This window comes from Inquilinus limosus MP06, assembly GCF_000767795.1.
GTDB classification, from domain to species: domain Bacteria; phylum Pseudomonadota; class Alphaproteobacteria; order DSM-16000; family Inquilinaceae; genus Inquilinus; species Inquilinus limosus_E.
Map to the genome: position 1 here is coordinate 1 of NZ_JANX01000002.1, position 13,890 is coordinate 13,890.

The 13,890-nt window shown below is 66.0% G+C and carries 12 protein-coding genes; 10 read left to right on the forward strand and 2 right to left on the reverse strand.

Going from position 1 to position 13,890, the window contains the following annotated elements; all coding sequences use genetic code 11:
• The 4 genes from P409_RS00705 to P409_RS00720 form a co-directional block, all read left to right on the forward strand.
• On the forward strand, positions 1-1,209 hold a 1,209-nt coding region (locus tag P409_RS00705; protein ID WP_238578561.1), incomplete at its 5' end, for a mandelate racemase/muconate lactonizing enzyme family protein.
• A gap of 99 nt (positions 1,210-1,308) precedes the next feature.
• Complete coding sequence (locus P409_RS00710; protein WP_152613182.1) at positions 1,309-2,262, forward strand: carbohydrate ABC transporter permease; 954 nt, start codon at positions 1,309-1,311, stop codon at positions 2,260-2,262.
• The gene (locus tag P409_RS00715; RefSeq protein ID WP_034830748.1) at positions 2,259-3,140 is read left to right on the forward strand and encodes a carbohydrate ABC transporter permease; all 882 of its coding nucleotides are present in this window, start codon (positions 2,259-2,261) and stop codon (positions 3,138-3,140) included. The genes P409_RS00710 and P409_RS00715 overlap by 4 nt, the downstream gene beginning before the upstream one ends.
• A 48-nt stretch (positions 3,141-3,188) precedes the next feature.
• The gene (locus P409_RS00720) at positions 3,189-4,286 is read left to right on the forward strand and encodes an ABC transporter ATP-binding protein (RefSeq protein ID WP_034830752.1); all 1,098 of its coding nucleotides are present in this window, start codon (positions 3,189-3,191) and stop codon (positions 4,284-4,286) included.
• A gap of 102 nt (positions 4,287-4,388) precedes the next feature.
• On the opposite strand, the gene P409_RS00725 is transcribed toward P409_RS00720, so the two are convergent.
• Entirely contained in the window at positions 4,389-5,948 is a 1,560-nt protein-coding gene (locus P409_RS00725; RefSeq protein ID WP_202964508.1) for an ABC transporter substrate-binding protein, read from the reverse strand.
• 284 nt (positions 5,949-6,232) lie between these two features.
• Between P409_RS00725 and P409_RS00730 the strand changes: the two genes are divergently transcribed.
• Positions 6,233-6,970 (forward strand): GntR family transcriptional regulator, encoded by a 738-nt coding sequence (locus P409_RS00730; protein ID WP_052119858.1) that lies wholly within the window; start codon positions 6,233-6,235, stop codon positions 6,968-6,970.
• A 154-nt stretch (positions 6,971-7,124) separates the two neighbouring features.
• Here P409_RS00730 and P409_RS00735 read toward each other — a convergent pair whose 3' ends face one another.
• A complete protein-coding gene (locus P409_RS00735) occupies positions 7,125-7,856 on the reverse strand; it encodes a GntR family transcriptional regulator (protein WP_034830761.1) in 732 nt (243 codons plus the stop codon).
• A 277-nt stretch (positions 7,857-8,133) separates the two neighbouring features.
• Here P409_RS00735 and P409_RS00740 point away from each other — a divergent pair, with 277 nt between their 5' ends.
• Genes P409_RS00740 through P409_RS00760 form a run of 5 tightly spaced genes read left to right on the forward strand, consistent with a single transcriptional unit; the run spans position 8,134 to position 13,834 of the window.
• Entirely contained in the window at positions 8,134-9,630 is a 1,497-nt protein-coding gene (locus P409_RS00740; protein ID WP_052119859.1) for an ABC transporter substrate-binding protein, read from the forward strand.
• Between the two features lie 28 nt (positions 9,631-9,658).
• A complete protein-coding gene (locus P409_RS00745) occupies positions 9,659-10,834 on the forward strand; it encodes a mandelate racemase/muconate lactonizing enzyme family protein (RefSeq protein WP_034830765.1) in 1,176 nt (391 codons plus the stop codon).
• A gap of 20 nt (positions 10,835-10,854) precedes the next feature.
• Complete coding sequence (locus P409_RS00750) at positions 10,855-11,877, forward strand: ABC transporter ATP-binding protein (RefSeq protein WP_034830770.1); 1,023 nt, start codon at positions 10,855-10,857, stop codon at positions 11,875-11,877.
• A complete protein-coding gene (locus P409_RS00755; protein WP_052119860.1) occupies positions 11,874-12,884 on the forward strand; it encodes an ABC transporter ATP-binding protein in 1,011 nt (336 codons plus the stop codon). The genes P409_RS00750 and P409_RS00755 overlap by 4 nt, the downstream gene beginning before the upstream one ends.
• On the forward strand, positions 12,881-13,834 hold the full coding sequence (locus tag P409_RS00760; RefSeq protein WP_034830773.1) for an ABC transporter permease: 954 nt from the start codon (positions 12,881-12,883) through the stop codon (positions 13,832-13,834). Before P409_RS00755 ends, P409_RS00760 begins: the two co-directional genes overlap by 4 nt.
• The last annotated feature ends 56 nt before the right edge of the window (positions 13,835-13,890 follow it).

Here is a 13,890-nt window from a genome sequence, read left to right on the forward strand (position 1 = left end):
GGCGGCGCGCGACTTCACGCTCTCGAGAACTCAGGAGACATCATGAAGATAACGTCGATCGTCCCTTGGCTTGTCAAAGCCGACAGCAGTTCTTGGGCAGAATATCTGTTCATCGAGATTCACACGGACGAAGGAATATCGGGCTGGGGCGAGGTGACGACGACCACCAAGGTGGCCAACCGGGTGGTCGCCGATGGGGTCCGCCAGCTCAACGCGCTGCTGGTCGGCGACGATCCGGGCAAGATCGAGCTCATTTGGAACAAGGTCTTTCGCTCCTTCACCTACATGGGGACTCGCGGGGCGGCATCGCACATCGTCAGCGCGATCGACATCGCGCTGTGGGACATCCGCGGCAAGCGTCTCGGCCTGCCGATCTACGAGCTACTGGGCGGCCCCGTCCGTGAGGACATCCTGCTCTACACGCACCCGGACCAGAGGAACTTCACGGATGCGGAGGGGGTCAGGAAGGAGATCAGCGCCATCGTCGAATCCGGCCATTCCGGCATCAAGTTCGACCCCTTCCCGGCCTATGACGGAACCGTAGGCCACCGGCACGGGTATCTCGATGGCCAGATGACGAAGCGGGGCGAGAAGGAAGCGGCCGACCTGACCGCCCTGATCCGTCAGGTCGCAGGGCCTGACGTGGATATCCTCATCGACGCGCATGGCCGCTTCGATGTGCCGACCGCGATCCGCCTCTGCCGATCGCTGGAGGAGGCCGGCCAGATCGACTGGTTCGAGGAACCCGTGCCGCCCGAGAGCTACGGCGCACTAGGCCAAGTCCGGGAAAGGGTAGGCGCGGCGATCTCCGTCGGCGAAAGACTGCACACCCGATGGGACTTCATGCCGATCCTGCAGAACTCCCTGGCCGACTACATCATGCCGGACGTGACCTGGGCAGGGGGCATCTCGGAGCTGAAGAAGATCGCCACGATGGCCGAGGCGCACTACATCCCGATCTCGCCTCATGACGCGAGCGGGCCGATCAACGTCGTCGCCGGGGCGCAGGTCATGATGACGGTCCCCAATTTCTATCGCCTCGAGACGAGCCGGCACGACCTCGGAAAATACAACGCGTTCCTCGACACACCGCTCGACAATCGCGGCGGCCGGCTGCACCTCTCGGGGGATCCCGGCCTAGGGATCAGCATGAACGTACAGCACCTGCGCGCCACGGTCGTCGAGGGCTACGGCGACGGCGGGCAATGACCCTTCCGACATGGGAGAGCGTCGGACCAGGGCAGACGGGAGACCGGCTCTGACGGCGGAATTCCATCTTCGTGAACGGAGGATCTCGTCGTGACGATCATGGAACGTGGGAACCGGCCGGCGGTGGTGCCGATGGGCCCGACGGAGCGCTCCGGACTGGTCCGGAGGATCATCCGTCACCGCACGGACTATCTCTATGTGCTGCCCGCAATGGCGGTGATGCTGCTGGTCATCGCCTACCCTGTCTATTACACGGTCTATCTCTCCTTCTTCGACACCCAGCCGAGCCTGTCGTTCGACCAGAAGGAGTTCGTAGGGCTCGATAACTATGCGGCCATCCTGCAGGCCGAGAGTTTTCGCGAGGCAACCTACAACACCATCATCTGGACCGGCTTCTCGACCGTTTTCGCCTTTGCGCTCGGCTTCGGCGCCGCGCTGGCCCTCAACCGGCATTTCACGGGCCGGGGTCCGCTGCGAGGCGCCCTGCTGGTTCCGTACGTGATCAGCGCGGTCGCGGCGTCCTACGTATGGCGGTGGCTGTTCCACAGCGATTTCGGCGTGATCGGCGCCATCTCCATGGCGCTCGGCCTGACCGATCACCCGATCAATTTTCTCGACGACCGCAGCGCCGTCATGCCTTCGCTGATCCTGGTGAACATCTGGAAGGAGTTTCCCTTCGCCATGATCATGATGCTGGCAGGTCTCCAGACCGTGCCGGATCAGTTGCTGCGGGCGGCACGGATCGATGGAGCAACCGCCTGGCAGCGCTTCTGGCACGTCACTGTACCCCATGTGCACGGCGTGACATTGATCACCGTGCTGCTCCTCCTCGTGAACAACCTGAACAGCTTCACGATTCCCAACGTCATGACGGGCGGCGGGCCGGCCGGCGCATCGGAGATCTGGATCACCCACATCTATCAGCTTGCCTTCGGACGCATCCGCTTCGGCCTTGCTTCGGCGTATTCGGTCATCCTGTTCATCATCATGATGGCGGCCGGCTACTTCTACGTGCGGGCGCTGACTCGCGGCGACGGGAGGGCCTCGACATGAGCGCCGCCGAGATGGTCATACGCCCGATCCGGCGAAGGCCGCGGGAGCCATGGCGGCTCGTGGGCAACATGTTCCTCGTCGTCCTCACGGCGTTCTCGGCCCTCCCGATGCTGTGGATGCTGCTGACCTCGGTGAAGGGGCAGTTCGCCGCGCTGCAATATCCGCCGCAGTGGATTCCGACGAGCCCGACGCTTGAGCAGTATCGGCGGCTGCTATCGCCGAATAGCGATGTCGGTCGGGAATTCCTGACCTACATGCTGAACAGCCTCATCGTCTCGACGGCGACCACGGTCCTCGGACTGGTGGTGGCCGTGCCTGCCGCCTATGGCTTCTCGCGCTTCCGTTTCCCGGGCCGGAACCTGCTGTTCTATTCGGTTCTCCTGCGCAACATGTTTCCCGCGGTCGTATTTCTCATGCCGCTGTTCATCCTGATGCGCTGGCTCGGGCTGGTGAATACCCACGCATCCCTGATCCTGACCTACCTGACGTTCGGCCTGCCGCTCTCGATCTGGCTGCTGAAGGGCTTCTACGACAACATTCCGGTTCAGCTCGAACAGGCCGCCCGCATCGACGGCGCCTCCCGGTTCCAGGCGTTTCTGTTCGTCGTGATGCCCCTGTCTTCGCCCGGCATCATCGCCACGGCGATCTATTCCTTCATCATCGCCTGGAACGAGTACATCTATGCCCTGACGTTCCTCAACGATCAGTCCAAGATGACGCTGCCGGTCGGCCTGCAATATTTCTTTACGGAATACGCGACGAACTGGCCGGGCCTGATGGCGGCTTCGTTCATAATGAGCGTTCCCGTCGTCGCCATGTTCCTGGTTCTCCAGAAGTACTTCGTGAGGGCATTGACGGAGGGAGCGGTCAAGTCCTGACCGCAGCATCCCCGTCAACCCAGTGACCACACATCCGAGGAACCCGCGATGGCCCAGGTGAAATTGCAGAACGTCGTCAAAAGCTACGGCAGCTACCAGGCTGTCCGGGACGTCTCACTGACCGTCGAGGACGGGGAATTCGTGGCACTCGTGGGGCCTTCCGGGTGCGGCAAGACCACGACGCTGAATCTCATCGCCGGCCTCATCGAGGTCTCTGGTGGTGGAATCTATATCGGCGATCGTCTCGTCACCGACCTCGATCCCAAGGATCGGGACATCGCAATGGTGTTTCAGAACTATGCGCTGTACCCGAACAAGACCGTCTACAGGAACCTCGCCTTTCCCCTGAAGATGCGCAAAACGCCGGCATCGGCGATCGATCCGAAGATCCGCTCGGCGGCCAGGATTCTCGATATCGAACACCTGCTGGAGCGCAAGCCGCGCGAGCTGTCGGGCGGGCAGCAGCAGCGCGTGGCCCTCGGCCGGGCCCTCGTGCGGGAGCCCAAGGTCTTCCTGATGGACGAACCCCTGTCCAACCTCGACGCGAAGCTGAGAGTGCAGATGCGCAGCGAGCTGAAGCGGTTCCATCAGGACCTGCGCGCCACAGTGATCTACGTGACGCACGACCAGCTAGAGGCCATGACGATGGCCGACAGGGTGGCCGTCATGAGCGATGGCGTGCTGCAGCAGTATGACAGCCCCGACCGCATCTTCGAGAACCCGGTGAACACTTTCGTCGCAGGCTTCGTCGGCAGCCCCGCCATGAACCTAGTCAGGGGGACGGTGTCGGCGACTCCGGACGGCGCGGTCGTCGAGGGGCCGGACGGCTGGCGCTGCCCGTTGTCCGCCGTCAACGCGCGCAAGACCGCAGCCGCCTCGTCGCGCGACGTCGTCATCGGCGCCCGGCACAGCGCGATCCGCCTGTCGGACGACAGCCAGCCCGGCTCCATTCCGGGCCGCATCTACACCGTCGAGCCGACCGGCGACGTCACCTATGCCCACATCCATGTCGGCGCATCGACGATCATCGTGAGCTCGCCGCCCCATATCCATCTGCGGCCGAACGACAGCGTCTGGATGACGTTCGATCAGGAACGGCTGCATCTGTTCGACGCGGAAAGCGGTCGGGCGCTGCAGGCAGCCTGAGGCGCGCCCCCAAGCCATCCCGAAAGCCGGGGCAGCGGGTGCCGGCGAGAACCGCTGGCCCCCCGGATGGCCTCCCGCGCGTCCCCGTGCGGCCGGGCCCCGCTAGAGCGGGCTGAAGATATCCTTGATCTTCTTGGCCGCATCCTCGGCGGCCTGCGCGACGGTCATCTTTTCCGTCAGCGCGTTCTGCATCATGTCCGGCACGATGATGTTCATGATCTCCGTCGACTCCGGAATGACGGGGAAGGGTATGCCGCTCGGCAGCATCGAGGTGGTCACGTCGAGGAACTTGATCTGCTCGAGCCGCTGCTTCATCCACTTCGTACGGAAGCCGCGCAAATTGCCCGGGTTGGACTGCTCCCAGTTGAGCTTCGTCGACCACTCCGGGCCGGTCGAGAACGCGATGAAGGCGCGCGCCGCGTCCGCATCGAAATCGCCATCGACCACATCGGGATTGAACATGTGCACGTTCCAGCCGCCGAAGACGACGGCGCGTCGGACCGGCCCTCGAGGGATCAGGCCGTAGCGCATGTTCTGGACCACGGCATCGGCGATCTTCTTGTCGTCGCCGGTCGCCCGGGCCGCGCGGTCGAGCATGGTCGCGTATTCGGTTGGATGGCTGATCATCATCCCCAGGCGCCCGGCGATGAAGGGGTCCTGGTTCTCCGTCTGGGCGTTGGTCAGCGCGGAAACCGGCACGGACCGGTCACGGACATACATGTCGTAGACCGACTGCAGGGCCGCACGCGATCCGTCATTGTCGATCAGGATCCTTTGGTAGGTCGGGTCGGGCTCGGCCTCGTCCAGGGCGCCACCGCCATACGCCCACATCTGCGGCATGAAGCGGTACGGCGTGTTGCCGGCGTTGCGGCGGGCGACCAGGCCGTAGCCCTGCTTGCCCGTCTTGTCCTTGATCTGCTTGGAATAGGCGACCACGTCGTCCCAGGTCGCCGGCGGCTTCTCCGGGTCGAGACCGGCCTGGCGGAACAGGTCTGCGTTCCAGATGAAGGCCATGGTCTCGTTGTTGGTCGGAATGCCGTAGGTCTTGCCCTTCCACATGGCCGACCGCAGGGCCCGGGGCCAGAACTCGCTGCTCGGATAGCCGACATCCTCCGGCTTGAGTTCCTGGAGAAAGCCCTTGGCTGCGAATTCGCAGCCCCACAGCAGCATCAGCCGGGCCACCATCGGCGCCGCCTTGCCGAGGGCCGCGGTCCGCAACTTGTTGGGGATCTCGTTATAGTCGATGCTCTGCTTTTCGACGGTGATATTGGGATAGGTCGTCGCGAAAGCGGCCCAGAATTCGGCCTCGAGCTTGTGCTGGAGCGGCGTCGATGCCTGGTTGGGACCGACGTACCAGTAGGTGAGCCTGCCCTTGTGGTCGAGCGGCACGACCTTAGCGCATTCCGCCGCCGTGTCGACCTCGATCGTCCCGGCGATGCTTTCGATGAATTCCGGCGTCCATTGCTCCTGCGTGACGGCGCCGAGATTCTCCGCGGCGGCAGCGCCCGGCACTCGACCGATGGCGGCAGCCAGAGCAGTGCCTGCGGAATAGCCGAGCAACCGGCGTCGGCTGATCCACAGCCGGGTCGGATCTCCCTGGATTGTCATGTTTCTCTCCCTTGGTTCTTGTCGTTGACCGGACCGCTGGCGGATCTGGCCCATTTTCATTTCCATTGCATATCATATTCTGAAAATCATATATTATATGTCAAGTCTTGGATATCGTCTCGCCCGCGGCCGACACCCGCCGAATTGCTGTAACTCCCCTCAATAGCGTTGGCATTCCGCCGGAATCCCGATTGCCGCCGAAATGCGGGGCATCGGCGGGGACTGAAGGCTAGAATGCCGCCCGGCGTGTCGCCTGGACCGTGATGCCCATGGCGCGGCACGGCGAGGCAATGCAGGCCGGCGCACGGCGAAGTTGTTGAGGTCGCGAGAAACGAACCATGGGGATGGACATCCTAGACCCGGAGATGAGAGGCGAGACTCCTACCCAGCCGAACTACAGCCGGCTGCGCGAGTTGATCCGCGCCGACATCATCGAGGGACGTCTGGCCTCGGGATCCAGGCTCAAGATCGCCGAGATCGCCAAGCGCTATGAGAGCAGCGCCATCCCGGTTCGCGAGGCGCTGCATCAGCTGCAGGGCGAGGGGATCGTCACCTTCGAGCCGAACCGGGGTGCCCGGGTGCGAGAGATCGATGACGCCTTCCTCCGCAACATCCACGAGGTGCGAGGCGTCCTGGAGCCCTATCTCATACGCTGGTTCGTCCGGCACCGAAGCGAGACGGAGCTCGAGGAACTCATCGCCGCACAGCGCGAGTACGATCGGGGCGCCGAGACGGAGGGGCCCGAGCAATGGCGCGGCTACAATCAGCGCTACCATGCCATCTGCTACGAGGGTCACTACAACCACGAGGCCCTGGTCGTTGCCAAGCGACACAACGACCTGCTGCAGGCCTTGGCGATCAGGTTTCCGATGTCCCGCTCACGAGTCCTGCAGGTCTGCCGGGAACATTGGCAGATCATCGAATGCGTCCGCGCCCAGGATGAAGAGGCGGCCGCTGCTATCGTGGCCGAGCACGTCCGTCGGGCCGGTCAGGACCTGATCGAGCGGATGTTGGCCGCCAACCACAGCGGACTGCGCCGCGGCCACCGGCCCCGGACGGTAACGAAAGGTCCCTGAGCGAGCCCGGAATCATTGCGTAGGGCCGTCGAGCCCCCGGGGCGTCTGATCCCGGGCATTCATGGCGCGGCATGGTCGCCGCGCGGCTGCTTTCCCGAGCATCGACGAAGGCCGCCTGCATATCCTGTCGGTCCACACGGCCCCGCTCCCGACGTCAATCACTCGTGTCCTGGACTCGCCCGCCCGAAGCCCCGCCCGGTCCCCAGGCGGGGTTCCGGCCCTCCAGCTCCATGCGCTCGAGAAGGTCGAGCTTCGCCGACTGGCAATGCTCCTGGGCGACAGCGACGGCGAGATCCTTGTCACGCGCCTTGATGGCGGCGACCAGCCGGCGGTGCTGATCGATGATCGCCGCGACCCGGTTCTCCCCGAAGCCATAGCGGTTCCGGATGCTGATGACGAGCTCCCACCCGCGCTCATGGATCTCCGCAGCTTCCGGATTGTCGGCGATCTTGGCGATGAAACGGTGCAGCCGGAGATTCGCCTCGACCATCCGATCGGCGTTCTTCGTTTCCGCCGCCTGCTCATAGGCGGCCGCAAGCGATTCCAGATGAGCGCTCTGCTCATCGGTCACGTTCTCGGTGGCCCGTCGGACGAGGAGGGTTTCGATCGCCTCCCGCGTGTCATGCATGTCCGCCACGAATTTCGGGCTCACGCCGCGCAGGATGGCACCCTTGTGTGACTCGATCACGACGAGGCGGTCGCCTTCCAACTGCCGGAGCGCCTCCCGCACCGGGATGTGGCTGACGCCATAGCGGGTGCTGAGATCGGCGACCCGCAGCCGGGTGCCGGGGGCCAGCACCCCCCGCAGGATGTCCTGGCGGATCGCGCGTTCCACCCGCGCCGCCATTGTGCTGGCGATATCGCCCGCCGCCACGTCTTCCATCATCCCACCTTCCCGACCGCATCGGCCGTGCAGCCGCGCCGCATTCTACATCCAGCGATCCCGTCCCGCGCCAGCGGAAGAGGCTTTACCGATCAAACTTCGATATAATATATAATAGAGAATATCGACGCCAGCCGATTGTCGGCGCCGATCCGTTCCAAGCGGGCCCTGCAACCGCCCGCACATCAAAGGGAGGAGAAGGTTGACGATTCACTTCCAGCAAAGCCGCGGCTTCGGGCTGCTCCGGCGGAGAACGGTGCTTGGCCTTCTCGGCTCGGCCATGGCCGCCCCGCTCCTGCCGCTGACGGCCCGGGGGCAGACGGCCCCGCGCAAGGGCGGCGTCCTGAACGTTGCCGCCGCCTTCAACCCCTCCACCCTGGACCCGGTCACCGGCGGCCTCGGCTCGGACCACATGCTGCTGTATCCGCTGTTCGACACGCTGGTGGATTTCGAGCCGGCGACGCTGGCGGCCAAGCCGGGCCTGGCGACGAGCTGGACATTCCTGGATCCCAAGACCCTGGTGCTGGAGCTGCGCGAAGGGGTCCGCTTCCATGACGGCGAGCCGTTCGATGCGGCGGCGGTCAAGGCCAATCTCGACCGGGCCCGGACGGATCCACGGTCATCGGTGAAGGGCGACCTGCAATCCCTGGAGTCGGTCGAGGTGCTGGCGCCGAACAAGGTGGCATTGCATCTCAGCCGTCCCGACACGGCGCTGCCGCTGATCCTGGCCGACCGCGCCGGCATGATGTGCTCGCCCGAGGCGGTGGCGGAGAAAGGCCGGCAGCATGATCGCGAGCCGGTCGGCACCGGCCCGTTCAAGTTCCAGAAATGGAACGACAACGACGTCGTCGTGCTGACCCGCAACGACGCCTACTGGCAGCCGGACCGCCCCCATCTCGACGGCATCACCTTCCGCATCATCACCGACCTGAACACCGGCCTGCGCTCGGTGATCGCCGGGGAGAACAACTTCGCCTACCGGCTCAACCCGCAGCAGCAGGTCGTCGCGAGCCGGATGAAGGGCAAGGTGATCGTCAGCAGCACGCCGACCATCGCCGACTACCATCTGGTCTTCAACTACGGCCGGGCGCCGCTCAACGACCTGCGCGTCCGGCAGGCGATCAATTACGCGATCGACCGCGACGCCTTCAACAAGGCCGCGCTGCTGGGCCTTGGCGTGCCGGCGCAGACCATGCTGCCCCCCGGCTATTGGGCGCATGATCCTTCGGTCGACGGCTTCTACAAGCACGATCCGGACAAGGCCCGCAGCCTGCTGCGCGAGGCCGGCCATCCCGGCGGCATCGAGATCCAGTTCTACGGCTATTCGGACCAGGCCTCGCAGCAGCGGCACGAGATCATCATGGAGCAGCTGCGCCAGGCCGGGATCACGGCCAGGCTGACCACGGCCTCGAGCGCGGACATGTATCAGCGCTTCATGGTCCGCGGCGAGGGCGACATGATGCTGACGCTGTGGACCGGCCGGCCGGACCCGAGCCAGCCCTTCCTGCTGATCTATGGCGAGAACGGCTTCAACAACGCCGGCAAGGTGCCGCCGCCGCCCGCCATGGTCACGGCGCAGGACCTGTCCCAGTCCGCGGCCGACCAGGCGACCCGCAAGCAGGCGTTCGGCCAGCTCGAGCGCCTGGCCCTCGAGAACGCGCTGTCCTGCGAGCTCGCCTTCGTGCCGGGCATCGAGGTCTTCACGCCCAACGTCAAGGGCTATGTCCCCAACCTCCTGGGCAAGCCCAAGTTCAACGACATCTACCTCGAAGGCTGACCGCCCCGGGGCCCACAAGGAAGTCTCCATGAAGATTGTCCGGGTCGAAGACCTGCACGGCGCGGCCGGCTGGCGCACGACGTCGTTCCTGAAGATCGCGACGGATGACGGCATCGTCGGCTGGTCGGAATACAGCGAGGACGTGGGCACGAAAGGGCTCACGGCCACGCTGCGGGCCCTCGGCGAGCGGCTGATCGGCCTCGACCCCACGCGGGTCGAGTGGATCATGGCCCTGCTCTACACCCAGACGGTGCCGGCCTGGTCCGGCATCAACCAGCACGCGCTGGCGGCGATCTGCAATGCCCTCCTGGACATCAAGGGCAAGGCGCTGGGCCTGCCGGTCCACGCCCTGCTCGGCGGCGCCGTGCGCGATCGCCTGCCGGTCTACTGGTCGCATTGCGGCAGCTACCGTGTCCGCTTCCCGGAGATGGTGGGGGCGAAGCGGATCTCGGACTACGACGACGTGTTCCGCCTCGGCGAGGAGGTGCGCCAGCGCGGCTTCAAGGCGCTGAAGACCAACATCATGATGATGGAAGGCGGGCGGCTGGAGAATTTCCGGCCGGGCTTCGGCTCCATGCCGGGCTTCCCCGCCCTCAACCCGCAGCCGCAGGTCATGCAATCCCTGTCGCGCCAGCTGGAGGCGCTGCGGGCGGGGGCCGGCCCCGAGGTCGAGATCATGCTCGACGCCAATTTCCACTTCCGAACGGAGGGGTACCTCCAGCTGGTCCGCACCGTCGAGCCGCATGGGCTGACCTGGCTCGAGATCGACATGTATGATCCCGAAAGCCTGGCCCTGCTGCGCCGGGAGGCGGGCTTTCCGATCGCCAGCGGCGAATCCCTGTACACCCGCCGCGGCTACCGGCCCTTTCTCGATGCCTATGCCTTCGACGTCGCCATCGTCGACGTCCTCTGGAACGGCTACCTGGAGGCCGTGAAGATCGCCGCGATGGCCGAGGCCTACGAGGTCAACGTGGCCCCGCACAACTTCTACGGCCATCTCGCCGACCATATCAGCGCACATTTCGCGGCGGCGGTGCCCAACCTGCGGATCATGGAGATCGACATCGACGACGTGCCCTGGAAGGGCGAGTTCGTGACCCATCAGCCGGTGATCGAGAACGGCGAGCTCGTCGTCCCGGACCGGCCGGGCTGGGGAACCGATGTGGACGAGGCGGCCGTGCGCCGCCGCCCCCCGGACCGGTGAAGCGAGCGGAGGCGAGGCCCATGGATGGTTCGGTGCAGGAGCGCGCAGCCGCGCCCCTTCTCGACGTACATGACCTGAGCGTGTTCTTCGGGTCGGGACGCGGCGAGACGCAGGTGACGCGGAAGGTTTCGTTCTCGATCGCCCCGGGGGAGATCGTCGGCCTGGTCGGCGAGAGCGGATGCGGCAAGACGGTCACCGGCCTGGCCCTCATGGGCCTGCTGCCCCGGGGGCGCAGCCGCGTCGAGGGCAGTATCCTGCTCGAAGGCATCGATCTTGCGGCCCTGTCGCAGCGGCAGCTGCGCCGGATCAGGGGCAGCAGGATCAGCATGATCTTCCAGGAGCCGATGAGTGCGCTCGACCCCGTCTTCACCATCGGCGAGCAGATCAGCGAGACCCTGCGGGCCCATTCCGATATCGGCAAGGCCGAGGCGCGCAACCGGGCCATCGAGGCGCTGGCCCGGGTCGGCATCCCCGAGCCGGCCCTGCGCTATCACGCCTATCCGCACCAGCTCTCCGGCGGCATGCGCCAGCGCGCCATGATCGCGATCGCCCTGATCTGCGAGCCGAAGCTGCTGATCGCCGACGAGCCGACGACCGCGCTGGACGTTACCGTTCAGGCGCAGATCGTGGATGTCCTGGCCGACCTGTGCGCGCGGCTGGGCATGGCGATGCTGTTCGTCACCCATGATCTCGGCCTGGTGGCCGAGAGCTGCTCGCGCCTGGTGACGATGTATGCGGGCGAGGTGGTGGAAGAGGGCCGGGTCGACGACCTGCTGGTGCGTCCGCGCCACCCCTACACCTCCGGCCTGCTGCGGTCGCTGCCCGCCCTGGCCGAGCGCAAGACGGCGCTTCCGGCGATTCCCGGGCGCGTCCCGGTCCGCGGCGAGATGCCGGAGGGCTGCCGCTTCGGCCCGCGCTGCCGCCATTCCCGCGCGGAGTGCCTGCGGCCGCAGACCTTGCAGGATGCAGGCCCGGGCCGCGTCCGCTGCGGCCGGCACCGCGACATCGTCCTGCCCGGGGCGCTGCGGGAGGACGCAGCATGAGCAGCCACAGCCCGATCGTCGCCGTCCGCAATGTCGGCGTCCATTTCCCCATCGCCCGTCACGAGGTGCTGAAAGCCGTCGACGGTGTCTCGCTCGAGGTCCATCGCGGCGAGACCTTCGGCATCATCGGCGAATCCGGCTCGGGCAAGACGACGCTCGGCCGCGCGCTCGTCTGCCTCGAACGGCCGGCGGTGGGCGAAGTCCTCCATGAGGGGATGGACCCGCACCGTCTGAGCGCGCGCGCCCTGCGGCAGCACCGCCGCAACTATCAGGTCGTGTTCCAGGATCCGAACGCCGCCCTCGATCCGCGCATGACGATCCTGAGCTCGGTGCGTGAGCCGCTCGATGTCGCCGGCGGCCTGCCGAAGGCGGAGCGGCGGCGGCTGGCGGCCGGGATGCTGGAGCGGGTGGGGCTGGGCCCCGAGTTCCACGGCCGCTATCCGCACGAGCTTTCCGGCGGGCAGAAGCAGCGCGTCTGCATCGCGCGCGTTCTGACGCTCCGGCCCTCCCTCATCGTCTGCGACGAGGCGGTGGCGGCGCTCGACGTCTCGATCCAGGCCGACATCCTGAACCTGCTGGCGGAGCTGCAGCGGGAATTCGGCCTGACCTATGTGTTCATCACCCACAATCTCAGCGTCGTCGCCCATGTCAGCGACAGGATCGCCGTGATGTATCTCGGCCGGGTGGTCGAGCTCGCTGAGGCCGGGCGGATCCAGGCCCATCCGCTTCATCCCTACACCCAGGCTCTCCTGTCGGCCGAGCCGGTCGCCCTGCCCTCCTCCCTGCGCTCGAACGACCGGATCATCCTGCAGGGCGATTTGCCGAGCCCGGTCTCGCCGCCGAGCGGATGCCGGTTTCGCACGCGCTGCCCCTGCGCGCAGCCGCGATGCGCCGAGGCGGAGCCGGAATGGCGGGAGATCGAGCCCGGCCATTTCGCCGCCTGCCACTTCGCCGGGACGGCGACGGTCCGCAGCCAGGCGGCAGCCTCGGGAGAGACCGCGCCATGAACCGCCCGCTTGCCGTCATCGGGTCGCGCCTGCTGCAGGTTCTTCCCGTTCTCGTCCTGGCCACGCTGGCCATCTTCGGGCTGCTCCAGCTGGTGCCGGGCGACCCTGCCGCGGTGATCGCCGGCGAATATGCGACAGCGGAACGGATCGCCGAGATCCGCCACATGCTGGGCCTGGACCTGCCGCTGTGGCAGCAATACCTGCACTGGCTGGCCAACGCCCTGCAGGGCGACCTCTCGACATCGCTGATCACCGGGCAGCCGGTGCTGGACGAGGTGCTGCGGCGGCTGCCCGACACGCTGCTGATCGTCTCGTGCGCCCTGCTGCTCTCGATCGCCGTCGGCGTTCCCCTCGGCCTTCTCGCCGCCACCCATGTCGACGGCCCGGTCGACCGGACCGTGACCAGCGTCGCCTCCCTCGGCGTCGCCGTGCCGAATTTCTGGCTGGGGATGATCCTGGTCGGCTTCTTCGCCCTGGGCCTCGGCTGGTTTCCCACCACCGGGGCGGTCCCGATCACGCAGGATTTCGGCGCGGCCATCGCCCATGCCGTGCTGCCCTCCGTTGCCCTCGCCATGGGCGGCACGGCGGAGATCACCCGACAACTGAGAAGCGCGATGATCGAGGTCCTGTCCTCGCAGTATGTCCGCACCCTTCATGCCAAGGGCCTGTCGCAGACCCGCATCCTCTGGCGGCACGGGCTGAAGAACGTGTCGCTGACGCTGCTGACCGTCATCGGCCTGGTCTTCAACCGGGCGCTCGGCGCGACCGTGGCGATCGAGGCGGTGTTCGCCATTCCCGGTACCGGCTCGCTGATCGTGACATCGGCGACGAACAAGGATTTTCCTGTTGTGCAAGGCGTGATCTTCGTGCTGGTGATGATCGTCATCGCCTGCAACCTCGTCATCGACCTGCTCTATTCGATCCTCGATCCGCGGGTGAACAAGCGATGAGCGCCCTTGCGTCCGATCGCCCGGCGACGGCCCCGCGGCGAAAGGGCCGGATCCGG

Coding starts and splice junctions, on each gene's coding strand:
- P409_RS00710 (WP_152613182.1), top strand. CDS start 1,309: ATGGAACGTGGGAACCGGCCGGCGGTGGTGCCGATGGGCCCGACGGAG.
- P409_RS00715 (WP_034830748.1), top strand. CDS start 2,259: ATGAGCGCCGCCGAGATGGTCATACGCCCGATCCGGCGAAGGCCGCGG.
- P409_RS00720 (WP_034830752.1), top strand. CDS start 3,189: ATGGCCCAGGTGAAATTGCAGAACGTCGTCAAAAGCTACGGCAGCTAC.
- P409_RS00725 (WP_202964508.1), bottom strand. CDS start 5,948: ATGGGCCAGATCCGCCAGCGGTCCGGTCAACGACAAGAACCAAGGGAG.
- P409_RS00730 (WP_052119858.1), top strand. CDS start 6,233: ATGGGGATGGACATCCTAGACCCGGAGATGAGAGGCGAGACTCCTACC.
- P409_RS00735 (WP_034830761.1), bottom strand. CDS start 7,856: ATGATGGAAGACGTGGCGGCGGGCGATATCGCCAGCACAATGGCGGCG.
- P409_RS00740 (WP_052119859.1), top strand. CDS start 8,134: ATGGCCGCCCCGCTCCTGCCGCTGACGGCCCGGGGGCAGACGGCCCCG.
- P409_RS00745 (WP_034830765.1), top strand. CDS start 9,659: ATGAAGATTGTCCGGGTCGAAGACCTGCACGGCGCGGCCGGCTGGCGC.
- P409_RS00750 (WP_034830770.1), top strand. CDS start 10,855: ATGGATGGTTCGGTGCAGGAGCGCGCAGCCGCGCCCCTTCTCGACGTA.
- P409_RS00755 (WP_052119860.1), top strand. CDS start 11,874: ATGAGCAGCCACAGCCCGATCGTCGCCGTCCGCAATGTCGGCGTCCAT.
- P409_RS00760 (WP_034830773.1), top strand. CDS start 12,881: ATGAACCGCCCGCTTGCCGTCATCGGGTCGCGCCTGCTGCAGGTTCTT.